Raw genomic sequence first — 26307 nt, forward strand, 5'->3', positions numbered from 1 at the left:
CTTTGCGTCAGCGCCGGGCAAGGCCACCATGGCGGTATGGAAATCGATCTGGACCGAGCATCGGCGTTCATGGCCGGGCATGCCAGGCTGCTGGACCGCCGCCGCTTCGACCTGGTCACCGGCCGCGGCGACGCGAGCGGCACACTCGCCGCGGTCATGGCGTACCGGAACGCCGACGGCGGCTTCGGCTGGGGACTGGAGCCGGACCTGCGGTCACCCGAAAGCCAGATCGCGGGCGCGCTGCACGCGTTCGAGGTCTTCGAGGAGACCCGGCAGCCCGCGCCCGAGCTGTGCGACTGGCTCGCCGGGGTGACGCTGCCGGACGGCGGCCTGCCGTTCGCGCTGCCGCTGACCCAGCCTGCCGGTTCGGCGCCGTTCTGGGTGAACGCGGACCCGGCGCGGTCGTCGTTGCAGCTGACGGCCGCGGTCGCGGGCGCCGCCCATCGTGCCGGGATGGGCGAGCATCCGTGGCTGCGGCGCGCGACCGAGTACTGCCTCGCCCGCATCGCCGAACGCACCGGCACGGGATTCGCCATCGAATTCCGCTTCGTGCTGTGGTTTCTCGACGCGATCGGCGCCGAAGCCGAACTCGAGCGTATGGCCGGCTTCCTGCCGGACGACTGGGTCGTACCCGTCGAAGGCGGCGCGGACGGAGAAGCCCAGCGCCCGCTGGATTTCTCGCCGTGGCACGACGGACCGTTGCGCGCCCTCATGCCGCGTGACGTGCTCGCGGCCGACCTCGAACGGCTGGCCGCGCTGCAGCAGGACGACGGCGGCTGGGTCGTCGACTTCGACTCGGCCTCGCCCGCGGGGTCGCTCGAATGGCGCGGCTACGCCACCGTCGACGCGGTGAAGACACTCCTTCCTCATCTGTAGGTGGTGGCAGGGGACGCGAATCCCCTGCCACCACAACGGTTTACGGGTTCTGCCAGAGCTTGGTCACCAGCGCCGCGGCCTTGTTGTAGATCGCGACGCCCGCGTCGCGGCCCATCCGGGTCTGGCAGCCGAGCGTCGACTCCCACACCCCGGCGTCCCACAGCGCCTGCGGCATGAAGTAGCCCAGGTAGTCGTTGGCGTAGCCGACCGGGGTGATCGCGCGGTTGTTGTTCGACAACGCCTTGAGCTGCAAGCCGAACTCGACGAACGGCTCACCCGGCAGGCCCATGTACGCGACGTTGCCGAAGCGCAGGCCCTGCACCTCGGCGTCGATCGTCGCGGTGCCGCGGTCGATCGCCGCCAGCAGCTCCTCGTACTCCTGGGCGGCGTTGCGCAGCGAGACGATCTCCTCCTCGCTCGCGCCGTTGTTGATCGCGTCCTGCACCGCCTGGGTCCGGATGTCGAACTCGGTCTGGTACGGCCCGCGGGCGGGCAGCGGGCGCGACGCGACGTTGATCTTCTCGGAGAACGCCTTGATCGGCCCGGTGACGGCCTTGCCCGGCAGCCCGTTGGACAGATCGGCGACGGTCATCCCGAGCGCCAGCCCGATCCGCTCGTTGTGCGCGAACGAATCCCGGATGACGGCTAAATTGGGCATGTTCCGCTCGTCGAAGGCGGAGCGCTGGTCGTCCCACAGCGGGTCGTCGTCGGGGTTGATGTTGCCCGCCGCGCCCTGCAGGAACAGGCAGACGTCCAAGCCGGGCACGTTCCGCTCGACCCACGCCGAGGCGGCGCCCGGATAGTCGGCGGAGACGTACGGGTTGACCTGCATGATCACCGGGTGGCAGGCGAAGTTGACGACCACCGTCCGCCAGGTGCCCGCCGCGTTCTCCAGCGTGAGCACGCCGATCTCCGTGTCGATCGGCGCGGCTCCCGGATAGAAGGAGGCGTCGCGGTTCTTGACGAAGCTGCCAGGCTCGATCTCGCCGCGCACGTGCTTGGCCGTGACGGTCTGCCTCGACGCGTACGCGCTCGCCGCGACCTGGGCGAGCTTGTCGCGCAGGCCCTCCAGCCAGGTGAGCTTGGCCGGGTCGGTGTAGAGGTGGCGCACGTCGCCGGTCTCCGGCGTGGAGTGCGCGTGCGAGCTGGCCAGCATGATGTTGGCGGCGGGCACGCCCGTCGCCGTGGTGACCTGCGCGCGGACCTCCGCGGTGAAGTCCCGCGTCGGGCCGAGGATGTCGTTGTTCAGGCCGAGCGCGTCCACCGTGATGATGATGATCGTCTTGTTCGGCGTGACGTCGGTGATCGCGACCGCGCGGGCGTACAGCTCGTCGTGCACACCTTCGAAGAACGAGTGCCTCGGCAGCCCGCCGACATAAGGAATCGTCAGCGGCGGCGTGATGTCGATTTTCGCGGAACCAGCGGAATAAGCCATTTTGTTTCCCCTCAGTCGTACTTGCGCCTCTATGACGTTCACCGGACACGCCAGGTTGCCTCGCCCGCCACAGGTTCGAATCCGGCGAATCTGGGCAGGAGAAGGCCTTCCCCGCGCGTGAGCGAAGGCAGCCGCCGTTCGAACGACACCACCCCGCTCGACGGGATCACCCCTTCGAGAGTCGCATATTCCTCCCTGACAGTTACTTCACGCGTCCGCCCGCCGGCATCGGACAGGCAAACCAGGACGGCACTGACGCTATCGGAGGGCACCGACAATTCGAAGGCGTCGACCGGCTCGTACACCCGTGTCCCGGCGTCGACCAGCGCGAGTCCCAGCACGATCGGGGTGAGCGCGCGGAAGTCGCCCGCCGTCGTGATCGGACTGAAATACCCGGTATGCGTCAACGTGACCACGCAGTCGAGCACCTCCCAGCCGTGCGGGCCGCGGGCCAGGCTCGACTGGACCGTCTCCTCGATCGCGGTGTGGAACGCGCGCGGCAACGACCCGAGCTCGACCTCGAGCCGGTACCGCACCCCGGAACCGGGTTCGCCGGGCTCGACCCGCAAACCTACTGTCGCGTAAGGATCGTCGCGGTCCCGCAGCTCGATGAACCGCACGGCCGCACCCGTCCCCACGAGCCGTTCGACCCGCAGCGTCCGCGTCCGTTCGAAGACCACCGGCAGGCCGAACTCCTCGGCCAGCTGGAACTGGAGCACCTCTTTCTGCACCTCGCCGTACAGCCGGACGGAGATCCGCTCACCGGCCCTGCGCACCTGGATGAACGGATCCTGGTCGGCCAGCGCCGTCAGCGCCGCGTACAGCGCACCCGGATTTTCCGCCCGTACCACGGTTTCCAGCGTCGGCGGCCGGAAAAGGGGCCGCTCGTCCGAGGGCTCCGGGCTGCCGAGGCTGTCGCCGATCCGGACGTCCTTGAGCCCCCACAGCTTGGCGATGTCCCCCGCGACGACCCGGCCGGGCTCGATCGCGGTGACCTTCGCGGCGCCCAAGTCGAGCCCGCCGCGATAGGCCGTGACGTGGTCGCGTGCGGAAACCGAGCCGCCGTAAAGCCTCGCGTACGCGACCTTCTCCCCCGACGCCCCACGCTCGATCTTGAAGACGGTCGCGCGCAGAACGTCCTCTTCGGACCCGCTCGCGGACGGCAGCAGCGTCCGGACGCCTTCGAGCAGTTCCGGAACGCCCTCGCCGGTCATCGCCGAGCCGAAGTAGACCGGATGCACCAGCCCGCGCCCGGTTTGCGTGGCCAGCTCCGCCCGCACCTCGGCCTCGCCCGCCCGGTCCTCCAAATAGGACTCCAGGAAGGCGTCGTCGTTGCCCGCGAGCACCTCGGCCGCACGCCCGAGGTCCGGCCACACCTTGGCCGCACGCGTGCCGAGCCCGGTCACGGTCGCCATCGGGACGATGGCGGGCGTGAGCTTCCGCGCGATCGACGCGAGCAGGCCGTCGTACGCCGCGCCCATCCGGTCGATCTTGTTGACGAACAGCAGCGTCGGGATCTTCAGCCTGGCCAGCGTGCGCATGAGCACGCGGGTCTGCGTCTGGACGCCTTCGACGGCCGAGATCACCAGCACGACACCGTCGAGCACGCGGATGGACCGTTCGACCTCGGCGATGAAGTCGGCGTGGCCCGGCGTGTCGATCAGGTTGACCTTGCGGTCGCCGACGGTGAACGAGACGACCGCGGCGCGGATGGTGATGCCGCGGCGGCGTTCCAGGTCGAGCGTGTCGGTCTGGGTGCTCCCACCGTCCACACTGCCCAGTTCGCGGATGACGCCTACGTGGAAGAGCAGGCGTTCGGTGAGGCTGGTCTTCCCGGCGTCAACATGCGCGAGAATCCCGATGTTCGAAGTCTTCATGGAGTGCCCTTGCGATGGTCACGGAAGTGGAGATGAGGCATTCCGTTCCCACGCGCATTCGACACTCCTGTCTTGAAGGTGACCAACCCTCCGAGGCTAACAACGCACCTGTCGAAGAGCACCCGATTTTCCCGGCGTACCCTTTCTTCGGTGTCGATGACCACCGCGGACGACGTTGAAAAGGCCGGAGCCCGGCTCGACGGCGTCGCGCTGCGCACCCCGCTCGAACGCAATGACCGCCTCTCCGGCCTCGCGGGCGGCGAGATCTGGATCAAGCGCGAGGACCTGCAGGCCGTCCGGTCGTACAAGCTGCGCGGCGCCTACAACCTGATGGCCCAGCTGGGTGTTTCCGAAGCCGGTGTCGTCTGTGCCAGCGCGGGCAACCACGCGCAGGGCGTCGCGTACGCGTGCTCGGCGCTGCGGACGCACGGCCGGGTGTACCTGCCGCGCACGACGCCCCGGCAGAAGCGCGAGCGGATCGCGGCCATCGGCGGCAGCTGGGTCGAGGTGGTCGTCGAGGGCGACGCCTACGACGACGCGCAGGCCGCGGCGCTGGAGTTCGCCGAGAAGACCGGCGCCGAGGTGGTGCCCGCGTTCGACGACCCGCGCACGGTGGCCGGCCAGGGCACGGTGGCCTGCGAGATCATCGACCAGCTCGGGCGCGTGCCGGACCGCATCGTGGTCCCGGTCGGCGGCGGCGGGCTGCTCGCCGGGATGGCGGCATGGCTCGGTTCCCGGCACCCGGAGGTCTCGCTGGTCGGCGTCGAGCCGTCCGGCGCGGCGAGCATGACGGCGGCGCTGGCGGCAGGCGAGCCGGTCGCGCTGCCCGAACTCGATCCGTTCGTGGACGGAGCGGCCGTCCGCCAGGTCGGGGCCGTGACGTTCCCGCTCGTCCGCGACAGCGGCGCGCGGATCGTCACCGTCGACGCCGGCGCGGTGTGCGTCGAGATGCTGGACCTGTACCAGCGTGACGGGATCATCGCGGAGCCCGCGGGCGCGCTGGCGACGACGGCCGTGCGCGAGCTTCCGTCGGACGCGCTCACCGTGTGCGTGCTTTCCGGCGGCAACAACGACGTCAGCCGGTACAGCGAAATCCTCGAGCGGTCGTTGGTCCACGAAGGACTGAAGCACTACTTCCTGGTCGACTTCCCGCAGGAACCCGGGATGCTGCGGCGGTTCCTGGACTACGTGCTCGGGCCGGACGACGACATCACGCTCTTCGAGTACGTCAAGCGCAACAACCGCGAGACCGGACCGGCGCTGGTCGGCGTCGAGATCGGCGCGCGGGCGGACCTCGACGGCCTGCTCACGCGGATGGCGGCGAGCCCGTTGCACATCGAGACGGTCGATCCGCAGAGCGCGCTCTTCCGCTTCCTGCTTTAGGCGCCGGGGCGGTTCAGGTAGGCCGACGCGATCGCGAGCACACAGCCGAGCCCGAGGAACAAGGTCACCAGGAACGGCCCGCCGATGACCAGGTTCCAGACCGCGATCCCGGCCGCGACCAGTGCCACGGCGGCGTTGCGAACCTGCAGCGTCGAGGGTTTAGCCATGGCCTGAGCTTCTCATACGCCCATTTTTGTCGGGCCCCTCGGTTATCCTCGCGAAGTGGACATCATCGGGGAAGGACCAGGCACCGCCGAGGAGATGATCGCGGAGGCCAAGAAGGCGCTCTGGGTCATGGTCGGCTTCCTGGCGATCATCTGGTCCGTGCAGATCTTCAACGCGCTGAACGGCTACGACCTCACGCGCGAGTACGGCATCGAGGCGCGTGAACCGGGGTCGCTGCCGGAGATCTTCACCGCGCCGTTCATCCACAACAGCTGGGCCCACATCGAGGGCAACTCGGGGCCGCTGTTCATCTTCGGCTTCCTCGCCGCGTACCGCGGGGTGAAGAAGTTCCTCGCGGTGACCGTGCTGATCGCCATCGCGAGCGGGCTCGGCGTCTGGTTCTTCTCGCCGTCGATGACCGTCACGGCGGGCGCCAGCGGCATGGTGTTCGGCTACTTCGGGTACATCATCGTGCGGGGCCTGTTCGACCGGCACCGCATCGACATCGTGATCGGCCTGGTGATGGCGCTGTGCTTCGCCTACCAGTTCACCTCGCTGCTGCCCGGTGAGGCCCAGGTCAGCTGGCAGGGCCACAGCTTCGGCTTCGTCGGCGGCATCATCGGCGGCTGGCTCTTCCGCGACCGCCGCCGCAAGAAGGCCGCCGCCGAGCCGGAGACCCCGGCCTTCACCGACTCGACCACCACCCTCTTCCCCAAAGACGCCTAGGGCTCGTGAGTGTTTTCGCCGGTTATTGAGCGGAAGGTCAAAGGTGGCGCGGTCCGACGGGCGCGTTGATCTTCGCGAACGGAAGAATCTGGACGTTGTATGGCCAGATTCTTCCGTTCGCTGCGTCTGACCACCTGCTGCAAAGGTCAAGCAGGTTGACTGAGTGCGAAATGGGTCGTTCAACGTCGCAAATTCTCCTCAGTCAACGTGCTTGACTTGTGGGACTTGGGGTCGTGAGCGTTGTGGGCTATTTGAGCGGTAGGTCCGAGGTGGCGTGGTCGAGGAGTCGGCGAGCCTGGGCCGACGGAGTTGCTTGTGGGCCGTCAGGTGTCCCCAAAGCAACTCCGTCAGACCTGCGGCCGCTGATTCTCAGCAAGTCGCACTCACGCCCATCACGCCACGTTTGGGTTTCCGCCCAATAGAACCCAATGCCACGTAGCTTAAGTTGATCTTGTTTGTGGTGGTGGGTTTGCGGCGTGGCGGTGTGGGTTGTCTGGGGCGGGCTGGTCTGATCGTCGGTTATGAGTTCAGGTGTGACGGCCAGCCCGGATCAGGTGTCGCTGGGTGTGCTGGTGGCGGCGGTGGATCGGGATGTGATCGACGCCGCGATCGCGGCGTGCGGGGTGGGGGCGAAGCGGTCGGATGGGAAGCTGCCGCCGCGTGTGGTGGCGGTGCTGACGATGGCGATGAGCTTGTTCCCCGACGATGATTATGAGGAGGTCGCGACGAAGGTGACCGGGTCGTTGTCGCGGTTCGGGTGCTGGGATGCGTCCTGGTCGGTGCCGACGGCCAGTGGGATCACTCAGGCTCGTAAACGGTTGGGGCCGGTGGTGATGGAGCAGGTGTTCGAGGGTGTCGCGCAGGCGGTGGCGACCTCGGACACGCGTGGCGCGTGGTTGCGGCGGTGGCGGTTGCTGGCGATCGACGGGTTCGAGGTCGACCTGCCCGACACCGCGGGCAATGTGGAGGAGTTCGGGTATGCCGGATCGGGCAAGCATCGCTCGGCCTTTCCGAAAGCGCGGGTGGTGGCGCTGGCCGAATGCGGCACGCACGCGTTCCTCGCCGCTCGCGTCGGCGCCTATGCGACGGGGGAGCAAACCTTGGCGCAGGAGCTCTATCCGCGTCTGCTTGCTGATGAGCTGCTGACCGCGGACCGGAATTTCTATAGCTGGGACGCGTGGGACAGCGCCTCACGCACGGGTGCGGCGTTGTTGTGGCGGGCACCGGCGAACCTGGCGTTGCCGGTGGTGCGGGTTCTGTCCGACGGGTCTTATCTCACGGGTTCTGGGGCGTGTCACGCCAACTGTGTAGGTCGGGGGTGTACCAAGATCGACCGGCCTGGTGGGCGGTCGGAAGGGACACCGAGTGACGCAGAACACATCGCCTCGTCGCAGTGACGAGGCGGCGGCGCGGCAGCTGGCGGAGACGTTCTCGCCGGAGACGATCGACGCGCTGCTGAAGGACGCCAAAGCGGCCGGAACGCCGATCGACGGCGTCAACGGCTTGCTGAATCAAATGACCAAAGCGGTCCTCGAGCGGGCGCTGCAGGCCGAGATGACCGACCATTTAGGCTATGACGCCAAGCGACCCCTCCGGTCGCGGTTCCGGCAATTCCCGAAATGGGAAGTCGACCAAGACGGTGTCGACGATGAACGGTCCGGTCGATATCGAGGTTCCGCGTGACCGGAACGGGTCTTTTGAACCCGCGATCGTGCCGAAGCGATCTCGTCGGATCGGCAACATCGACGACATGATCCTGTCACTGTACTCCCGGGGCATGACCACCCGCGACATCGAAGCGCATTTGCTGGAAGTTTATGGCGTGAATGCCTCCCGGGAATTGATATCGAACGTGACCGATGTCGTGGTCGACGAGATCAAAGCGTGGCAATCACGTCCGCTCGACGAGGTGTATCCGATCCTGTATGTGGATGGAATCCGGATCCGCGTCAAAGACAACGGCGTGGTGACCACCAAAGTCGCCTACCTGGCCATCGGTGTCGACGTGGACGGCCGCAAGCACGCTCTCGGCTGCTGGATCCAGGACACCGAGGCCGCGAAGTTCTGGCAGAAGGTCGTCACCGACCTGCGCAACCGTGGCGTCAAAGACATCCTCATCGCCTGCTGCGACGGCCTGACCGGTCTTCCCGACGCGATCAAAGTGATCTTTCCTGACACGGTCGTGCAGACCTGCGTGGTCCACGTCATCCGCAACGCCTCGAAATTCGTGTCCTACAACGACCGCAAAAAGATCGCCACATCGATGCGCGAGATCTACTGCGCCCCCACCGTCGAAGGCGCCGAACTCGCCCTGGCCGAATTCGACAAGAAATGGGGGCAACAATATCCAGGAGCCATCGACGTGTGGCATAACGCCTGGAATGACCTCATCCCGTTCCTTGACTACCCGCCGGAACTCCGCAAAATCGTCTACACCACCAATGCTATCGAATCCATCAACTTCCAACTCCGCAAAATCACCAAGAACCGCGGACACTTCCCCGACAAAGACGCAGCCATGAAACTTCTCTACCTCGGACTCCGCAACATCTCCAGTCAACGCGGCGGAACATCCGGAACGGGAACACACGGCTGGAAAGTCGCACTCAACACCCTAGCCCGCCTCTTCCCAGGAAGGCTCCCTTTCTGATAACCTGAAAAACGTAAGTAATCACCTCTGACTTACACAGAAATCGTGACAGGCTCCGGTTCTGATCAACCCGAAGGTCCGCGGAGCGGGCCGTCGTCGTCAGATTCTCGACGCTGCGATGGCCGGGGACCAGATCCACCCCGAGGAGGCACACCTGGTCCGGGTCGTGGAATACGACATCCCCGACCGCGTGGGCAACGGCACCGGTGAGCTGATCGTGCTGCTCACGAACATCACCGACTCCGACGACGCGGCCGCCGAGGAACTCGCCGCGGCTTATCACCAGCGCTGGGAGGAGGAAACCGCCAATGACCAGCTCAAAACCCATCTTCGAGGGCCGGGCAAGATCCTGCGATCGAGACTTCCGGAGCTGGTGCATCAGGAGATCTGGGCGTGGCTGACCGTCCATTACGCCCTGAGTGTCCTGATCGCCCGCGCGGCCGAGGCCGCAGATCTCGACCCCGACCGGATCAGCTACAGCCGTGTCCTGCGTATCGCCCGTCGTTCCGCCACCGGCACGGCGGGTTTTTCCCCCTCCGGACTGGACTGACGCACTACCCACGATCCTGGCCGACATCACCGGCAAACCCCTCCCGCCCCGCCGACACCGAACATGCCCACGCGCGGTCAAACGGTTACGCCACAACGCATACCGCGCCAAGACACGCACCGAACCAGCCAGCACCCGCCACCCCAGCCCACCCACGATCAGGCTACGCGGACTCACCCGCGCAGCCTGATCAACTCAAGCTACGTGGCATTGGGTTAGAACCGGCCGTACCACTCACGACCAGGTCAGCGCTCGGGCGAGTCGCCGTCGTGCCGGGCTGACCGGGCGTGCCGTCCGCCCAGGTACACGCGCCGTCCATCCAGGTACGCGCGCCGTCCGTCTGGGTACGTCAAGCCTGCCCGGCGCCGGATCGCGGGCGTTTGTCGTGAGCGTTGCGGGCGGTTAGAACCGCCCGCAACGCTCACGACCAGGTCAGCGCTCGGGCGAGTCGCCGGGGCCTTGCTGCTCGGCGAGGAACCGCTCGAACTGGTTCCCCAGCTCCTCAGCGGTCGGCATGTGCTCGACGCTCTCGGCCAGCAGGCTGTTGCGGCTCGACGCCTCGACGAAGGTGTCGTACTGGCGTTCCAGCGCGCGCACCACGTCGGCGACCTCGTCGGACTCGGCGACCTGGCGGTTGATCTCGGCGTCCGCGGTCACGGCGGCCTCACGCAGCGGTTCGCCCGGCAGGTTCAGCCCGGTGGCCTTGGCCAGCGAGTCGAGCACGAGCACGGCGGCGGCCGGGTACGTGGCCTGCGCCAGGTAGTGCGGGACGTGCGCGGCGAAGCCCATCGCGTCATGACCTGCCTCGCCAAGGCGGAACTCGATCAGCGCGGCCACGCTGCCCGGCACCTGCATCCGGTTCGGCAGCGGCTGGTGGTCGCCGACCAGGTCGACCCTGGTGGCGTGCGAGGTCACGCCGAGCGGGCGGGTGTGCGGCGCGCCCATCGGGATACCGTGGAAGCCGACGGTCAGCCGGACGCCCCAGCGCTCGATCAGCGACTGGACGGCCTTGGTGAACCGCTCCCACTCGTGGTCCGGCTCCGGGCCGGTGAGCAGCAGGAACGGCACCCCGTCCTCGTCGTGCAGCAGGTGCACGACCAGCTCGGGCGCGTCGTAGCTCTCCCAGTGGTCGATCGCGTAGGTCATCGGCGGGCGGCGCGAGCGGTAGTCGATCAGGCTGTCGACGGCGAACCGCGCGATCACCCGGTGTTCCAGCTCGCTGAGCAGGTGCTCGGCCACCAAAGCGCCCGCCGAGCCCGCGTCCATGAAGCCGTCGAAGTGGTGGAGGAGCACGACGCCGTCCAGGTCGGGGACGTCGGAGTCCACCTCGTACAGCTCCTCTGGATCCAGCGCCACTACGTTCTCCTGCTCTTCCTCGTCACACTCGTACCACCGGTTCAACGCCGCGAGGGCCCGAATCAATCCCGGTAGTACGACATCACCGCGGGCTGTCCCGTGTAGTTCGGGCCGGCTTCAGCGTCGGCTCCCAGGTAAGTGTAGGGCGATCGGACCTGCTTGCGGCCCCAGCGGCCGATGCGCCGCCGTCGCCCGTCATACCCGAACCCGTCCGCCCGCAGCGCCGCGACCAGCCGCCGCCCGGCCGGGCTCCCGTCCTCACGCCGGATGGACGCGAGATCGAGATCGGCGGCGAACCGGCCGTCGTCGGTGAGCCAGGACGAGACCTTCGCCAGCACTCCGAGCTTGTCCCCGACGTAGTGCAGCCCATGTACGCACGTGATCAGGTCGAACGCGCACGGCGGTGCCCATTCGGTGACCGAGGATTCGACGAATTCCACGCCATGATGCGGCGGCGGCGCGAAGTAACCGACCAGGTCGACGCCGACCATGCGCACCCCCGGCAGCAGCCTCGCCGCCTGCAGCAACGCGTTGCCGCTGCCGCAGCAGAGGTCGAGCCAGGCCGCGTTCGGCCTGTCGGCAAGGAAATCGACCGGGTTGAAGCCGAGCTCACGGGTGTAACCGTTGGTCCCGGCGAGGCCGCGGAGCCGGTTCATCGCGTTGTTGGCGACCACAGAGGACAGTGCGAGTTCGGTGTCGTCGAGCAGCCGCTTTTCCTTCACCTGTCCAGTTTCCCAGCCCAGACCCGCAAAGTCTCGAAGTCCGACGCACGCAATCCGAGCCGGGGGTCGACCCAATGCAGCAAGGCTTCCCCATGCTGTCGCGCAACCCAGGCGCGGTCGGTTTCGGTGAGCTCGTCATCCACCCAGGCGAAGGGGCGCCCGGCCGCCTACTCGACGATCTCGCGCGTCTTCCAGTGCAGACCGTCCGCGCTCCGCCGCTGCTCCGGCCAGCTGACCACAGGCAGAACGGGCAGCCCTAGTTCGGGTCCGATCTTCTGGTTGGCCTCGTGTGTCCAGGTCGTCGCCCAGACCAGCTCGTAAGGCAGCGCAAGGAGTTCCTCGCCATGCGATGGCTTAAGCCAGACCCGCAGCGGCTTCCGGCGGCCAGGCATCGGAGTCGGAACCGAGGTCCAGATCCGGTAGGTGAGGTAGCCGTCCGGGCGCTTGCTCGGCTTGGCCTGGAACGGATTGAGCGGTCCGTCGACATCGAGGAACAGGAGCGGGCGCACCACGTCTCCTTCCCCCAAGTCTCGGCCCAGCCTGGCACGTTCCGCCCAGCAGCAAAAACGATTTCGAAGACCGTCCAGTTACTCCACAGTGGAGGGTTCGCTCAGCGGGACACCCGGTGGCATCCGGACTAGCGGGGTTGACGGGTAACGGCGCTCACTCGTAGCGTGACAATCGCCGTCCGACCGTAAGCGTTCACGTCCGGTTACGAAGGAAAGGACGGCATCCATGCTTCGCCGCTCACTCTTGGCGCTGGTCGCGGGGGTCGCTTTGGCGACGGCCGTGGTCACGTCGCCGATGGCAGCAGCAGCCGGGTTGACCCCGAAGGGCGACCCGAATCCGTACGGTGACCCGAACCTGGTGTCGATGTTCGACGGCAAGACGCTCGACGGCTGGACCTCGTCGAAGGACGGCCTCTGGTCGGCCAAGAACGGGGTCATCCACGGCAACGGGACCGCGCGCGGCTGGTTGTACTACAACAAGAAGCAGGTCGACACCTTCCGCTGGATCTTCACGCTCAAGCAGGTCAAGGGCGACCACAAGCCGACCGTGCTGATCTGGGGCAAGACCACCCCGGTGCTCAACGGCCTCGACTCCATCCAGTTCCAGCCGCCGAACGGCGGGCACTGGGACTACCGGGCCGGGCACAACGACGGCGGCGGGAAGCTGTTCACGCAGTATCCGCACACTTCGATCGACATCAAGAAATGGGCGCAGTGCGAGCTGATCGGCAACGCGACCACCGGTGTCGCGCGGATGGCCTGCTGTCCGCTGAAGGATCCTGCGGCCACCTGTAAGGGTGTCGAGGTGCTGAAGTTCGAGGACAAGACGGCGGGCCGGGTCGGGCCGCTGGCCATTCAGGTCCACAACTCCGGTATCCAGGACGAATACAAGAACCTGTTCTTCGAATCACCCGTCGTGCAGAGCCCGGACAAGTTCATCACGACTTGATCGGTGATTCCGGTGCCGGATTCCACCTGGTGGAATCCGGCACCTGAATTGTCTCGGAGAATATCGACTTCGGTATTGACCAGCAGTTCGCACACTGTGCTAACTTAATTCTCTGTTGTGCTGGTGACCGTAGTTGCGCCGTTTCCCCGAGAGGTTGACAAATGACGCCCGCCGCACGCCCTCCCCTCGCCTCGGCCGCTCCCCGGCGCACGCCGGGCGCGAGCAGTTCCCGCAAGGTCTTGCAGCTGTTGCTGGCTTTCTCCGAGCGCAGGCCGGAAGCCAGTGTCGCCGAACTGGCCGCGACCATCGGCACGCCGGTCGCGACGACTTATCGTTACGTGGCACTGTTGAAGGAACTACAGCTGCTCGAAGAAGGCAAAGCCGGGCGTTATCACGTGACCTGCCAGGTGATGCCGCTGGCGCGTGCCGCACAACTGTCCAATGACCTGGCGCGGCTCGCCAAGCCGACAATGGAAGAAGCGGCACGCGAACTCGGCGAAACAGTGTTGCTATTCCAGCATTTCGGGGATACGGCCGTCTGCGCCGACCGGGTCGAATGCGATCGGGCGATGCGGTTCACCTTCCAGCCCGGTCATTCCGTTCCGCTGGGGGAAGGCGCGTCCGGCAAGATGATGCTCGCGTCGCTGCCCGAGGCCGACCGCGAACGGCGGCTGCCCACGCTGATGCAGCGGCGCGGGCACGGGATCCGCGACGAGCTCAAGCGCGCGGCGCTCAACCGGTACGCGGTCAGCTGGGGCGAGATCGAAGAAGGCGTGTGGGCGTGTTCGGTGCCGGTGCACGTGCCCGGACATCGCCCGGCCGTGCTCACCATGGCGGGGCCGGCCGCGCGGATCAACGACGAGGCGAAGCGCGCGGCGATCTCGTCGCTGCAGGCGTACGCGAACCGGATCCAGCGGGCGGTGTCCTCCTACTCGCTGTAGGTCGTCTCCTCCGAAATTGTCGGTGCCCGTGGTTATCGTGCTGCCATGACCTACGAATTCCAGATCGTCGTCGATTCGGCGGATCCGCACACGCTCGCCGACTGGTGGGCGGACATGCTCGGCTGGGACGTCGAGCCCAGTAAGGAGGACTTCATACGGGAGATGGTCGCGGCGGGACACGCCACGGAGGCGGACACCAAGACGCACAAGGGTGTGCTCGTCTGGCGCGAGGGCCAGGCGATCCTGCATCCGGACGGCTCGGGCAGGCGGATCCTGTTCATGCTGGTGCCGGAGGAGAAGACCGTGAAGAACCGGGTGCACCTGGATCTTCGGGTCGGCGAGGACAAGCGCGAAGCCGAGCTCGAGCGCCTGACGGCACTCGGCGCGAAAGAACTGCACCGAGGCCGCCAGGGCCCGCACTGGTGGATCACGATCGCGGATCCGGAGGGCAATGAACTCTGTCTCAGCTGACCTCGAGCCGGTCGAGCGCGCGCGGGAAAGCGTTCCCGAGCAGGTCGAGTTCGGGCTCATCGGCGATCAGCGGTGGTGAGATCGCGAATCCCTTGGCGAGCGGGCGGACGAGCACGCCCTCCTCGCGGCAGGCACGCTGCAGCTTGCCCGAAGCACCCGGATCTGCTTCGAGCACGTCGGCGGTGAGGTCGACCGCGGCCAGGAAGCCGAGCCCGGCACGGACTTCGGCGACCAAGGGATGCGAGGTCAGCCCCGACAGCACGTCGGCGAGCGGCTTCTCCAGCTCGCGCCCGCGGGCGATCAGGCCTTCGCGCTCGTAGATGTCGAGCGTGACGTTCGCGGCCGCGCAGGCGACGGGATGCCCGGCGTAGGTCGGGCCGTGCCGCAGGATCGGCGCACCGGGCCGCCCGGTGAAGAACGGCTCCGCCACGCGCGGCGCGACGATCAGCGCGCCCAGCGGGATCGTGCCGCCGGTGATGCCCTTGGCCACGGTGATCATGTCCGGCTGGACCGGCCAGCGGTCGATGCCGAACCAGGTGCCGAGCCGCCCGAACCCGGCGATCACGCAGTCGGCGACGAACAGGACGTCGTGCCGCTTGCAGATCTCGGCGACGGCCTCGATGTACCCGGGCGGCGGCAGCTGGACGCCACCGGCCCCGATCACCGGCTCGCAGAAGAACGCGGCCACCCGGTCGGCGCCGACGCGCAGGATCTCCGCCTCCAGCGCGGCGGAGTCGTCGAACGGGACGTGCGAAACGGGCTCCTGCAACGGTTCGAAGCCGACCCGGTTGGGCGCGAGCCCGCCGATCGCGGTGCCGAAGCCGTGCGTGCCGTGGTACCCGAGCTGCCTGCCGATGAGGTGGGTCTTCCCGGGACGGCCGGTGTGGAAGAAGTGCGCGCGGGCGATCTTCGCCGCGGTGTCGACGACGTCGCCGCCGCCGGAGGCGAGGAACACCTTCGAGCCGGGTGTCGGCGCGAGCGCGGAAACGCGTTCGGCCAGCTTCAGCGCGGGCTCGTTGGCGTAGTAGCCGAAGAGGTTGTACGAGTCGAGCTTGCGCAGCTGCGCGGCGACGGCGTCGGCGATCTCCTCGCGGCCGTGCCCGAAGTTGGCGTACCAGAGCGAGGCGGTCGCGTCGAAGTACCGCCGGTCCTGATCGTCCCAGACGTACGATCCCGCACCCCTGGTGATGATCATCCGGTCGCCGTCGACCGCGCCCATGTCCGCGAACGGATGCCAGAGCGGGTTGGTCGGTTGCATCGTCACTCCTCATCACTCGAAGCTCGGTCGGGCAGGAACTCCCTGATCTCCTCGGCCGGGTAGCCGAGCTCGGCCAGCACCTCTTCGGTGTGCTGCCCGAGCGACGGCGGTGGCGAGACCGGCCGAGCCGGCGTGCCCGACGCCTTCACCGGGAAGCCCGTGCCCGTGTACGAATCCATGCGTACCACCTGATCCCGCTCAGCGGTCCACGGGTCGGCGTAGATGTCGTCGATCGTGTTGATCGGGCCTGCCGGGATACTCGCCTCCTCGAAGCGCTTGAGCCAGTCGTCGGCGGGGCGCGTGAGCAGGATCTCCTGAAGCAGCTCGTTGAGTTCTTCGCGGTGCGCGGCGCGGGCCGCGTTCGACACGAACCGGGGATCCTCGGCGATGTCCAGGCCCAGCACCGCGCAGAAGACGCGCCAGAGTTTCTCGGAGCCGACCGCGATGACGATCCAGCTGTCGGCCACCTGATACGCCTGGTACGGCACGATGCTCGGGTGCGCCGAACCCATCCGGCGCGGCCGCTTGGCGTCGTAAAAGGTGGCTCCGGCGGCGTAGACGTGCCAGGCCAGCTGGGTGTCCAAAAGCGACACATCGAGGTACTGGCCGCGTCCGGTCGTGTGCCGGGCGTGCAACGCCATCAGCACCGCGATGATGCCCCAGGTGCCCGCGTTGAGGTCGGCGACGGGCAGGCCGACCTTCGCGGGCGGCCCGTCGGCCTCGCCGGTGAGGTCCATGATCCCGCCCATGGCCTGCGCGACCAGGTCGTAGCCGGGCTTGTCGCGGTATGGACCGGTCTGGCCGAAGCCGGTGATCGACAGGTGGATGAGTCGGGGGTTCAGCTCGGACAGCTCGGGGTAGCCGAGCCCCCAGCGCTCCAGCGTGCCGGGCCGGAAGTTCTCGACCAGCACGTCGGCGTCCGCGACGAGCCTGCGCACGGCGTCCTGGCCGCGTTCGCTCTTGAGATCGAGCACGATCCCACGTTTGTTCCTGTTGGCCGCGAGGTAGTAGACCGCGTCGTCGCCGACGAACGGCGGGCCCCACATCCGGGTGTCGTCGCCGTGACCGGGCGGCTCGACCTTGATCACGTCGGCGCCCATCTCACCCAGGTACTGCGTGCAGTAAGGCCCGGCCAGGATGCGGGAGAGGTCGACGACCTTGATGCCGTCCAGTGGTCTGGTCAAGTTGTCACCCTTATTGATAACTGCTCGCGGATATAGACGAACGGCCCATTGACGACGCTCCGCCCGTGATGTTGATTGTTGAGTGAGTTTGTGCAGAGTTGCGCACTCCCTGGGAGGATCCATGCGTCGTCTTGTCGTGTTCGTCGCCGCCCTGGGGGCCGCGACGACTGTCGTGGCCGCCCCGGCGGTCGCCACCGAAACCGGAGCCAGACCGGCCGAAGCGCCGGCCGCCGCGCCGCCGATGGGCTGGAACAGCTGGAACAAGTTCGCCTGCAACATCAACGAACAGCTGATCCGCGAGACCGCGGACGCGCTCGTGTCGTCCGGTATGAAGGACGCCGGCTACCAGTACGTGAACATCGACGACTGCTGGGCGGAGCTCAACCGCAACGCCGAAGGCAAGCTCGAGAACAACAAGGCCCGCTTCCCCAGCGGGATCAAGGCGCTCGCCGACTACATCCACGGCAAGGGCCTCAAGCTCGGCATCTACACCAGCGCGGGCACGCTGACCTGCGCGAAGACCATGCCGGGCGCGCTCGACCACGAAGAGGTGGACGCGCAGACGTTCGCGGACTGGGGCGTCGACTACCTCAAGTACGACAACTGCAACAACCAGGGCCGTCCCGCGCTGGAGCGCTACACGAAGATGGGCGAGGCGCTGAAGAAGACCGGCCGCCCGATCGTCTACGCGCTGTGCGAGTGGGGCCAGAACAAGCCGTGGACCTGGGGCAAGGACGCGGGCGCCCAGCTGTGGCGCACCACCGGCGACATCAAGGACAACTGGGGCAGCTGGACCGGCATCCTCGACAAGCAGGTCGGCCTGGAGGCCTACTCCGGCCCCGGCGCCTGGAACGACCCCGACATGCTCGAGGTCGGCAACGGCGGCATGACCAACGACGAGTACCAGGCGCACTTCGCGCTGTGGTCGCTGATGAACGCGCCGCTGCTCGCGGGCAACGACCTGCGCTCGCAGTCCGACGCGACGAAGAAGATCCTGCAGAACAAAGATCTCATCGCGATCAACCAGGACTGGGGCGGCAAGCAGGGCCACAAGGTCCGCGACGACGGCGACAACGAGGTCTGGGCGAAGCCGATGTCCGACGGCTCGACCGCGGTCGTGCTGTTCAACCGCGGCAGCAAGTCCTCGTCGATCTCGACCGTGCCCGCGGAGATCGGCGCGGCGGCCTCGTCCGGCTACCGCGTCCGCGACCTGTGGACCGGCGCCGAGACCGAGACCACGGGCGCGCTGCGCGCCGCGGTGCCGAGCCACGGCGCGGCCGCGTTCCGCGTCTGGCCGTCGAAGTTCCCGAGCGCCGCGCCGCGCACCACGCTTTCCGTGCAGGCGGCCGACTTCACGCCCCGCGACAAGCCGTTCACCACTTCGGTCGAACTCACCAACGACGGTTCGACGCCCGCCTTCCTCGGCAAGGTCTCGCTGACCGCGCCCACCGGCTGGAAGGTCGACGGCCGCGCCGACGAGTTCGTTCTCGTTGTCCTGCCGGGAAAATCGTGGAAGCACACGTGGACGGTCAGCCCGGTCGCCCCGACCGGCGACAAGGTTTCGGTGACCTCGCACACCGAATACTGGACGCTCTGGGGAAAGCAGACACTGGACACCGAAGGCACCACGCCGCTGGTGACCGCGCCCACGGCGGGCACGACCGCGCTGTCCCAAGCCGCGTGGATCTCGGCGGAGAACGGCTTCGGCCCGGTCGAGCGCGGCAAGAGCAACGGCGAGTCCAAGGCCGGTGACGGCAAGCCGATCACCATCGGCGGCGTCGTCTACCCTGACGGCCTCGGCGTGCACGCGCCGTCGAAGGTGCGCTTCTACCTGGGCGGCGGCTGCAAGTCGTTCAGCTCGATCGTCGGACTCGACGACGAGAAGAAGATCGGCACGGTCGCCTTCAGCGTGCTCGGCGACGGCAAGCAGCTCGCCGCGACCGAGACCATGAAGACCGGCCAGTCCCAGGCCATCGACGTCCCGCTCACCGGCGTCGGCGTGCTCGACCTGGTCGTCACCGACGGCGGCGACGGCAACAACTCCGACCACGCCGACTGGGCCAACGCCACGATCACCTGCTGACCCACCCGGTTTTCTCCCCAATGCGTCTTTCGGTCCCTGGCAGGTGCCGAAAGACGCATTGGGGACCTCGGACGGACCGAAGGACGCATTCGGGACGTGGGAGGGACCGAAAGACGCATTCGGGACGTGGGAGGGACCGAAAGACGCATTCGGGACGTGGGAGGGACCGAAAGACGCATTCGGGACGTGGGAGGGACCGAAAGACGCATTCGGGACGTGGGAGGGACCGAAAGACGCATTCGGGGTATGACCGGCGGGGGTCATGGGTCGGCGCGGGCGTAGGCGGCGAGGAGCTGGGTCTCGGCCTCGCGGAGGTAGGCGTCGAGCGCGTCGGCGGCGTCGGTGAAGCGGGCGCGCTCGAGTTGCTTGAGGATGCGGGCGTGGCGGTTGAGGTAAGGCTCGAAGAAGGCCTGGGTGTTTTCGGTGAACACGAAGACCAGGCGGGTTTCGGCGAGTACCTGGCGCATGGTCTCGCTGACGCGGTGGCTGCCCGCTAGGTCGGCGAGTGCCTGGTGGAAGTGGATGCTCGCCGTGCCGACGGCTCGCCAGTCCGAGGTGGCCGCGGCGGACTGGCCGTCCGAAAGCGCCTGAGAGACCGGGGAAAGGTCCAGCGAGGGGCGTTCGGCCGCGCGGCGGAGCGCGCCGCATTCGACGATGCGGCGGATCGCGTAGAGGTCGGAGATGTCCTCGGCCGTCAGCTCGCGGACGAACACGCCGCGGTTGAGCTGGTGCACCGCGAGGCGTTCGTGCGCGAGCAGCTGGAACGACTCGCGCAGCGTGTTGCGGGAGACGCCGAGCGCGGCGCTGATCGCGGGCTCGGACAGGCGGGTGCCCGGCGGGAAGTCGCCCTCGGTGATGCGCTGGCGCAGGATGGACGCGACACGCTCGGCCGTGCCGCTGCGCTCGAGCAGCTCGCGGTCCTCCTGCAACCTGGCAGCATCGAGGGCGGCCATCACTTGACCCCGAGATCGAAGTCCAGGCTGTAACGGTCGTTCGGCATCGCGCCCGCGGCCTTGGCGCCGTCGATCGGGAGCAGCACACCGTTGATGAAGCGTGACTCGTCCGAAGCCAGGAACACGACGGCCTTCGCGACCTCCCAGGCCTCGCCGATGCGGGCGGCCGGGGTGCTCGCGACGAGCGCGTGCTGCTTGGCCTCGAAGTCCTCCGGCGAGGCGAGCGTGCCGCGCAGCATGTCGGTGTCGATCGCGCCGGGGTTGACCGTGTTGGCGCGGATGCCCTGGTGCGCGTGCGCGACGGCGATCGACTTGGTCAGCCCGACCAGCGCGTGCTTGGTGGCGTTGTAGACCGGGTCGCCCGGCCGTCCCATCACGCCGCCGTTGGACGAGGTCGTGATGATGCTGCCCGACTTCCGCTCGATCATGCCCGGCAGCACGGCACGGGTGCCGAGGAACGCCGCGCGGACGTTCAGAGCGAAGATGTTGTCGAACTCGTCCAAAGTGGTGTCGGCGAGAGGCTTGCCCAGGTGGATGCCGACGTTGTTGAACAGCACGTCGACGCGCCCGGCGCGGGTCAGCACGTCCTGGACGAACGTGTCGACGTCGTTCTCGTCGGTGGCGTCCACAATGGAGTGTGAGTAGTTCTCGTGGTCCAGCTTCTCCGCAGGCTCGCGGATGTCGCTGGCGTACACGGTGGCGCCCTCGGCGAGGAACTCCTTCACCGTGGCGAGGCCGATGCCCCGCGCACCGCCGAAGACCACCGCGACCTTGTCGGCCAACCGGCCCATGTTCATCTCCTTAACCGCGAGGTCGATTCCTCGTCCACGACGTAGTCTTCCGGCAGCCGGACCAGTGCGTCCGGCTCGCCGATGTACCGAACTTCGACGCCGTAGTCCGCGCGCGCCGACTCGATCGACACGTACCCGTCCACGACATCGGCGAGCACGGATACGGGGTCACGCGAGAACGGCGCGCCGTAACCGCCTCCGCCTGGCAGCACCACTGAGACGACCGCGTCCGGCGCCAGCGCGACCCGGCTCTTGCTCGGCAGGTCACCACCGGACACCAGCCCGAACACGCCCGGCGCACCGGCACCGCCACCGTCCACACCGGACGCGGGACGCAGAGTCCGGTCGACGTTTCCGTTGACACTCCAAGAGATCTCGCCGCGTGCGGCCATCGACGTGTTCTGCCCGAGGCCACCACGCTGACGCCCGATGCCACCGGAGTCCCGCCGCAGCGTCCGCTCGATCTGCACCAGCGGCGCCATCGTCTCGATGACCTCGGTCGGCGTCGAGCGCAGTCCACTCGGGAATCCCGTGGTGCTCAGCCCGTCCTTGCCCGCCCGCGCGCCGATGCCGCCGGTCTGGAACACGTTGAGCATGAACTCGCCGTCGACACCTGCGCCACGCCAGATCGTCATCCACAACGCGTCCGCGCTGTGCGCCAAAGCGTTGCCGGGCAACGCTTTGTGCAGCGCGCTGATCAGCAGCGACGGCAGGAAGTGCCCGATGAGGTGCCGGGACGCCACCGGCGCCGGACTCTGGCAGTTCAAGACCGAGCCAAGAGGCGCGGTCACGTGGACCGGCCGGAACGAGCCCGCGTTGTGCGGCACCTCGGGTGAGATCGCGGCCTTCACCGCGAACGACGCATACGCGCGGGCGTAGTTGAGCACCACGTTGATCCCGCGTTCGCTCTGCGGCGACGAACCGGCGAAGTCGAGATGGATGTCCTCGCCCGCGATGGTCACGGTCGTCTTGAGCGTGATGTCCTCGTCGTCGAAGCCGTCCGTGCGCATCTCGCTGGTGTAGACGCCGTCCGGCATCTTCGCGAGCGCGTCGCGCAGCGCCCGCTCGGAGCGGTTCATGATCTCGGCCGCGACCTCGTCGATCGACTCCAGGTCGAACTCGTCGAGCAGCCGGACCAGGCTGGCCGCGCCGACCTCGTTGCCGGTGACCTGCGCGTACAGGTCGCCGATGGTCTCCTCCGGCGTGCGGACGTTGACGCGGATCAGCAGTTCGAGGTCGGCGTTGACCACGCCGGCGCGCAGGAACTTCATGATCGGCAGCCGCAGGCCCTCTTCGAAGACCTCGTTGGCCTCGGCCGAGACGAGCCTGCCGCCGATGTCCGGCGCGTGACAGCACGACGCGAACCACGCGACCAGCCGCCCGCGCAGGAACACCGGCGTGGCCACGGTGATGTCGTTGATCTGGCCCGCGGTCTGCCACGGGTCGTTGGTGAGCAGCACGTCGCCGGGTTCGAGGGTCTCCGGCGGGTACGCGGCGACGAAGTGGTGCATCCCGGTCGCCATCGCGTTGATGTGGCCGGGAGTGCCGCCGACGGACTGGCCGATCATCTCGCCGCGCGAGTCGAACACGGCGCAAGCAAGGTCGAGCGATTCGCGGACCACGGCGGAGAAGGCGGTGTTGACCAGCGCGTTCTGCTGCTCGGCGAGAATCGAATGGAGCCGGTTGCCGATGACGCCCACCAGGATCGGGTCGACGCTCATACGGTCACCACCAGGCTGGCGTCCTCGCGGACCGCGCAGGTCGCGCCGGGTGGAACGACCACTGTGGACTCACGCTCCTCCACGATCGCCGGGCCTTCGACCTCGTCGCCAGGTCCCAGACGGTACCGATCGAACACCGCCGTATCGACAAATCCACCCGCTTGGGGGAAATACGCGGGCCGCGAGCCCTTACGCGCGTCTCCGGTGCTCGAACCCGTCTGAAGCCGCAATGTCACGTCGGGCGTCGGTCCACTTGAGACGACCCGCCAGTTGAGCACCTCGACCGAGACGTCCGGTCCGGTGCGCTGGTACAGATTCCGGTACGTGGACACGAATTCGTCGATCAGCTCACCCGGCCAGTTCGAGCCGTCACCGGTCACCGGCACGCGGATCTCGTAGCCCTGGCCCGCGTAGCGCATCTCGGCGATCCGGGAGTGGGTCACGCCGGACTCGCCGAGCAGCGCGGCGCCCTCGGCCTCCATCTCGGCGAACAGCGCGTCGACCTGCGCCCAGGTCAGCTCGTGCACGCCGGCGCGCGAAGACCTGACGAAGTCGAACGCGAGCGGCGCGGTGAGGAACCCGACCGCGCTCATCACGCCGGCCGCGGGCGGCGCGACCACGCTCGGCGCGCCGAGCGCCCGCGCGACACCGACGCCGTGCACCGGACCGGCGCCGCCGAACGTGAACATCGGCAGCTTCGCCGGGTCCTTGCCCCGCTCGACCGCGTGCACGCGCGCCGCGTTGGCCATGTCCTCGTTGACGCTGGAATGAATGCCGTAAGCGGCCTCTTCGACACTGATCCCGAGCCGGGAAGCGATCTTCACGCGGATCGCCTCGCGCGCCCCGTCCGCGTCCAAAGTCATTCCGCCACCGAGGAAATACCCCGGATCGAGGTAGCCGAGCACGAGGTCGGCGTCGGTCACGGTCGGCTCGGTGCCGCCCCGGCCGTAGCAGACCGGGCCGGGCTCGGAGCCCGCCGAATCGGGGCCGACGGTCAGCAGCCCGAGCGCGTCGATCCGCGCGATCGACCCGCCGCCGACGCCGATCTCGATCATGTCGGTGACCGGCACCTTCACCGGCAGCCCCGACCCCGGCAGCAGCCGGTACTTGCGGTCCACCTCGAACTCGTGCGTGACCAGCGGCGTGCCGTCCGAGATCATGCACAGCTTCGCCGTGGTGCCACCCATGTCGAACGCGAGCAGGTCCGTTTCCCCTGCCACGGCACCGAAAGCGGACGCCGCGAGCGCGCCGCCCGCCGGTCCCGACTCGAGGATGCGGATGGGATACCGGGCGGCCGTGTCGACGGTCGCGATGCCGCCGTTGGACAGCATGATGTGCGGCGACGGCCCGACGCCGATCGCGTGCAGGCGGCGTTCGAGGTCACGCAGATACCGCTCGGTCAGATCCTGGACGTAGACGTTGGCGACCGTGGTCGATGTCCGCTCGAACTCCCGGATCTCGGGCACGACCTCGGACGACAGCGCGACCCGCAGTCCCGGCGCGACCTCGCGCAGAATCTCGGCGGCGCGCTGCTCGTGCGCCGGATTGGTGAACGCGTGCAGGAAGCAGATCGCGACGGCGTCGATCCCGCGCGCGGCGAGTTCCTTGCCCAGCCTGGAAACGTAGTCCTCGTCAAGTCCCTTGTGGACGGACCCGTCGGCGAGTATCCGCTCGGGAATGTCGAAGCGCAGGTGCCGGGGAACGAGCGGCGTCGGCAGCTCGATGAGCAGGTCGTACAGCTCGTACCGATGCTCGCGCCGCATCTCCAGCACGTCGGAAAACCCCGCCGTGGCAAGCAAAGCGGTCCGCGAACCCTTGCGCTCGATGAGCGCGTTGGTCACCAAGGTCGTGCCGTGCACGAACTGCTCGACGTCGGACGCGAGGAGCCCGGCCTTCGCGAGCGTCTCCGCGAGACCGGCTTCGACGGCACGCGCGGGCTCGTCGTGCGTGGTCAGCACTTTGCCGACGGCCACGATCCCGGTCTCGTCGAGCACGCAGAGGTCGGTGAACGTCCCCCCGATGTCGACGCCTACGCGCAGCTTCATCGGCGGTACCACCGAGGCGAGGTGTTCAGCGGCGGCCGGAGCCTGGCGCGCACGACCAGCACGTTCGGCTCGTCGGCCTCCACCATCTCCGACAGCAGCCGCCGGAACGCCCGCCCGAAGCCGGAGACCCGTTCGGCGTGCACCCCGAACGACCTGGCCAGTCCCACGAAATCGGGGCTGTCCCAGTTGACACCGCGCTGCGGCAGCCCTTCGCGTTCCTGGTCGAACCGCAGCATGCCGTAGCCGCCGTCGTCGACGATGATGATCGTCGCGGGCATGCGTTCTTCGGCCAGCGTCGCGAGTTCGCCGCACGCGAAGAGGAATCCGCCGTCCCCGCTCACGCAGATGGCCCGGCCGGTGCCCGCGGCCGCGGCGCCGAGCGACGCGGGGAAGCCGAACCCGAGCGTCCCCCAGCCCATCGGATACGCGAACTTGCGCGGCGCGGGGATGCGGTGGAAGCCACCGGCCCAGTACCCGGCGACGCACATGTCGGCGACGAGCACCGCGTCGCGCGGCAGCACTTCTTCAAGCGTGGCAAGGAAATCCGCGGCCTGCGGCTCCTCGTCGCGGATACGCTGGCGCACCTTCGCCGCGATCCGCTTCAGCCCGACGGTCAGCTCGGTCAGCCCGGACCGCTGCGGCACGTCGAGCGCTTCGGTGATCGCGCGCGCGTCGCCGGTGAGCATGATGTCGACCGGGTAGTTCTTGCTCGCGTCCTCGGGATCGACGTTGATCGCGATCAGCTTCGGCGGGCGGGGCATGGCCCAGTTCTGCGTCATCAGGCCGTCGAAGTCGGTGCCGATGGCGAGCACCACGTCGGCGTCGTCCCACAGCGCGCCGACCTCGGGCGCGTGCACGGGGTTGGGCGCGAGGCACGGGTGGTCGAGCGGCAGCAGCCCGCGCGCGGCGAACGTGGTGATCACCGGCGCCGCGATCCGCTCCGCGAGCGCGCCGATGGCAGGCCCGGCGCCCGACCGCAGCGCGCCGCCGCCCGCCCAGATCAGCGGCTTCTTCGCCTTGCCGAGCAGGCGTTCCGCCTTGCCGAGGTCGGGTGTGCTCAGCGCCGCGAACACCTCGGTCGGCGGGTCGAAGTCACGCGCCACGTTCTTGAGGAAGTCGGTCGGGATGCCCAGGTAGACCGGCCCGCTCTGCGGTTCGAGCGCCTTGCGCGCCGACTGGTGCACGGCGGCGGCGATCTCGTCGGCGCCGCTCACCGTGTACGTCGCCTTGGTCACCGGCGCGAACATCGCGGCCTGGTCCGAGGTCTCGTGCAGCACGCCGCGGGTCACGCCGGGGCGGCGCAGCGTCGACGGGATGTCGGTGGCGATGACCAGCACGGGCGAGGCGGACGCGTGCGCCTCGCCGATCGCGCCGAGCGTGTTCGCCGCGCCGGGCCCGGTGGTCACGATGGCGACGCCGAGCTTGCCGGTGGCACGGGCGTACCCGTCCGCCGCGTAGCCGGCGGTCTGCTCATGGCGGACCCCGACAAGTCTGATCTTGGTGTGGGCGAGCGCTTCCCAGATCGGCAGGTTGTGCACTCCGGGTAGGCCGAAAACGACCTCGACGTCGAGAGCCGTCAAGGCTTCTGCCAGGCGCCTGGCGCCGGTGATCGTCGTGGGCACGGCGGCCATGCTGCCAGATCGTTCAACGATCCGGCAATGG

The 26307-nt window shown here is 68.0% G+C and carries 22 protein-coding genes and 1 pseudogene; 10 read left to right on the forward strand and 13 right to left on the reverse strand.

The window, feature by feature from the left end; all coding sequences use genetic code 11:
* Positions 1–36: 36 nt before the first annotated feature.
* Positions 37–876 carry a hypothetical protein gene (locus tag AB5J62_RS35135; RefSeq protein ID WP_370944303.1) on the forward strand — a complete coding sequence of 280 codons (840 nt, stop codon included), beginning with the start codon at positions 37–39 and terminating at the stop codon, positions 874–876.
* A gap of 40 nt (positions 877–916) precedes the next feature.
* Here the strand turns inward: AB5J62_RS35135 and AB5J62_RS35140 are convergent, their stop codons facing one another.
* Both AB5J62_RS35140 and AB5J62_RS35145 read right to left on the reverse strand, forming a co-directional pair.
* A complete protein-coding gene (locus AB5J62_RS35140; RefSeq protein ID WP_370944304.1) occupies positions 917–2311 on the reverse strand; it encodes a neutral/alkaline non-lysosomal ceramidase N-terminal domain-containing protein in 1395 nt (464 codons plus the stop codon).
* A gap of 38 nt (positions 2312–2349) precedes the next feature.
* On the reverse strand, positions 2350–4188 hold the full coding sequence (locus tag AB5J62_RS35145) for a GTP-binding protein (protein ID WP_370944305.1): 1839 nt from the start codon (positions 4186–4188) through the stop codon (positions 2350–2352).
* Between the two features lie 156 nt (positions 4189–4344).
* Between AB5J62_RS35145 and ilvA the strand changes: the two genes are divergently transcribed.
* Complete coding sequence (gene ilvA, locus AB5J62_RS35150; RefSeq protein ID WP_370950419.1) at positions 4345–5571, forward strand: threonine ammonia-lyase IlvA; 1227 nt, start codon at positions 4345–4347, stop codon at positions 5569–5571.
* On the opposite strand, the gene AB5J62_RS35155 is transcribed toward ilvA, so the two are convergent.
* Positions 5568–5738 carry a hypothetical protein gene (locus AB5J62_RS35155; RefSeq protein ID WP_370944306.1) on the reverse strand — a complete coding sequence of 57 codons (171 nt, stop codon included), beginning with the start codon at positions 5736–5738 and terminating at the stop codon, positions 5568–5570. The two genes, ilvA and AB5J62_RS35155, sit on opposite strands and share 4 nt — an antisense overlap.
* A gap of 64 nt (positions 5739–5802) precedes the next feature.
* Here AB5J62_RS35155 and AB5J62_RS35160 point away from each other — a divergent pair, with 64 nt between their 5' ends.
* The 4 genes and pseudogenes from AB5J62_RS35160 to AB5J62_RS35175 all read left to right on the forward strand — a co-directional run bounded on the left by AB5J62_RS35160 (position 5803) and on the right by AB5J62_RS35175 (position 9662).
* Positions 5803–6462 carry a rhomboid family intramembrane serine protease gene (locus AB5J62_RS35160; RefSeq protein WP_370950420.1) on the forward strand — a complete coding sequence of 220 codons (660 nt, stop codon included), beginning with the start codon at positions 5803–5805 and terminating at the stop codon, positions 6460–6462.
* 521 nt (positions 6463–6983) lie between these two features.
* Positions 6984–7859, forward strand: a complete 876-nt coding sequence (locus tag AB5J62_RS35165; RefSeq protein ID WP_370944307.1) for an IS4 family transposase — start codon at positions 6984–6986, stop codon at positions 7857–7859.
* 19 nt (positions 7860–7878) lie between these two features.
* Positions 7879–9112: pseudogene (locus tag AB5J62_RS35170) on the forward strand (IS256 family transposase).
* A 118-nt stretch (positions 9113–9230) separates the two neighbouring features.
* Positions 9231–9662, forward strand: a complete 432-nt coding sequence (locus AB5J62_RS35175) for a hypothetical protein (protein WP_370944308.1) — start codon at positions 9231–9233, stop codon at positions 9660–9662.
* 432 nt (positions 9663–10094) lie between these two features.
* On the opposite strand, the gene AB5J62_RS35180 is transcribed toward AB5J62_RS35175, so the two are convergent.
* The 3 genes from AB5J62_RS35180 to AB5J62_RS35190 form a co-directional block, all read right to left on the reverse strand.
* Complete coding sequence (locus AB5J62_RS35180; protein ID WP_370944309.1) at positions 10095–11018, reverse strand: proteasome assembly chaperone family protein; 924 nt, start codon at positions 11016–11018, stop codon at positions 10095–10097.
* 62 nt (positions 11019–11080) lie between these two features.
* Positions 11081–11740, reverse strand: coding sequence for a trans-aconitate 2-methyltransferase (locus AB5J62_RS35185; protein WP_370944310.1), 660 nt, complete (start codon positions 11738–11740; stop codon positions 11081–11083).
* Between the two features lie 167 nt (positions 11741–11907).
* Positions 11908–12249, reverse strand: coding sequence for a hypothetical protein (locus tag AB5J62_RS35190; protein WP_370944311.1), 342 nt, complete (start codon positions 12247–12249; stop codon positions 11908–11910).
* A gap of 226 nt (positions 12250–12475) precedes the next feature.
* On the opposite strand from AB5J62_RS35190, the gene AB5J62_RS35195 reads away from it, so the two are divergent.
* From AB5J62_RS35195 to AB5J62_RS35205, 3 genes are all read left to right on the forward strand, one after another.
* Positions 12476–13198, forward strand: coding sequence for a family 16 glycoside hydrolase (locus AB5J62_RS35195; protein WP_370944312.1), 723 nt, complete (start codon positions 12476–12478; stop codon positions 13196–13198).
* A 161-nt stretch (positions 13199–13359) separates the two neighbouring features.
* Positions 13360–14139, forward strand: coding sequence for an IclR family transcriptional regulator (locus AB5J62_RS35200; RefSeq protein WP_370944313.1), 780 nt, complete (start codon positions 13360–13362; stop codon positions 14137–14139).
* Between the two features lie 45 nt (positions 14140–14184).
* Positions 14185–14610, forward strand: coding sequence for a VOC family protein (locus tag AB5J62_RS35205; protein WP_370944314.1), 426 nt, complete (start codon positions 14185–14187; stop codon positions 14608–14610).
* Here AB5J62_RS35205 and AB5J62_RS35210 read toward each other — a convergent pair.
* Together AB5J62_RS35210 and AB5J62_RS35215 are read right to left on the reverse strand one after the other, a co-directional pair.
* Complete coding sequence (locus AB5J62_RS35210) at positions 14603–15868, reverse strand: aspartate aminotransferase family protein (protein WP_370944315.1); 1266 nt, start codon at positions 15866–15868, stop codon at positions 14603–14605. The two genes, AB5J62_RS35205 and AB5J62_RS35210, sit on opposite strands and share 8 nt — an antisense overlap.
* A gap of 2 nt (positions 15869–15870) precedes the next feature.
* Positions 15871–17052 carry a CaiB/BaiF CoA transferase family protein gene (locus AB5J62_RS35215; RefSeq protein WP_370944316.1) on the reverse strand — a complete coding sequence of 394 codons (1182 nt, stop codon included), beginning with the start codon at positions 17050–17052 and terminating at the stop codon, positions 15871–15873.
* Between the two features lie 121 nt (positions 17053–17173).
* On the opposite strand from AB5J62_RS35215, the gene AB5J62_RS35220 reads away from it, so the two are divergent.
* Positions 17174–19135, forward strand: a complete 1962-nt coding sequence (locus AB5J62_RS35220) for an NPCBM/NEW2 domain-containing protein (RefSeq protein WP_370944317.1) — start codon at positions 17174–17176, stop codon at positions 19133–19135.
* Between the two features lie 260 nt (positions 19136–19395).
* Here the strand turns inward: AB5J62_RS35220 and AB5J62_RS35225 are convergent, their stop codons facing one another.
* Genes AB5J62_RS35225 through AB5J62_RS35245 form a run of 5 tightly spaced genes read right to left on the reverse strand, consistent with a single transcriptional unit; the run spans position 19396 to position 26276 of the window.
* Positions 19396–20088, reverse strand: coding sequence for a GntR family transcriptional regulator (locus AB5J62_RS35225; protein ID WP_370944318.1), 693 nt, complete (start codon positions 20086–20088; stop codon positions 19396–19398).
* Positions 20088–20879 (reverse strand): SDR family NAD(P)-dependent oxidoreductase, encoded by a 792-nt coding sequence (locus AB5J62_RS35230; protein ID WP_370944319.1) that lies wholly within the window; start codon positions 20877–20879, stop codon positions 20088–20090. Before AB5J62_RS35230 ends, AB5J62_RS35225 begins: the two co-directional genes overlap by 1 nt.
* Positions 20880–20881: 2 nt before the next feature.
* Complete coding sequence (locus AB5J62_RS35235; protein ID WP_370944320.1) at positions 20882–22600, reverse strand: hydantoinase B/oxoprolinase family protein; 1719 nt, start codon at positions 22598–22600, stop codon at positions 20882–20884.
* Positions 22597–24645, reverse strand: a complete 2049-nt coding sequence (locus tag AB5J62_RS35240) for a hydantoinase/oxoprolinase family protein (RefSeq protein WP_370944321.1) — start codon at positions 24643–24645, stop codon at positions 22597–22599. The genes AB5J62_RS35235 and AB5J62_RS35240 overlap by 4 nt, the downstream gene beginning before the upstream one ends.
* Positions 24642–26276 carry a thiamine pyrophosphate-binding protein gene (locus AB5J62_RS35245; RefSeq protein ID WP_370944322.1) on the reverse strand — a complete coding sequence of 545 codons (1635 nt, stop codon included), beginning with the start codon at positions 26274–26276 and terminating at the stop codon, positions 24642–24644. The genes AB5J62_RS35240 and AB5J62_RS35245 overlap by 4 nt, the downstream gene beginning before the upstream one ends.
* Positions 26277–26307: the final 31 nt, after the last annotated feature.

The sequence above is a fragment of the Amycolatopsis sp. cg5 genome, from assembly GCF_041346955.1.
GTDB lineage: Bacteria > Actinomycetota > Actinomycetes > Mycobacteriales > Pseudonocardiaceae > Amycolatopsis.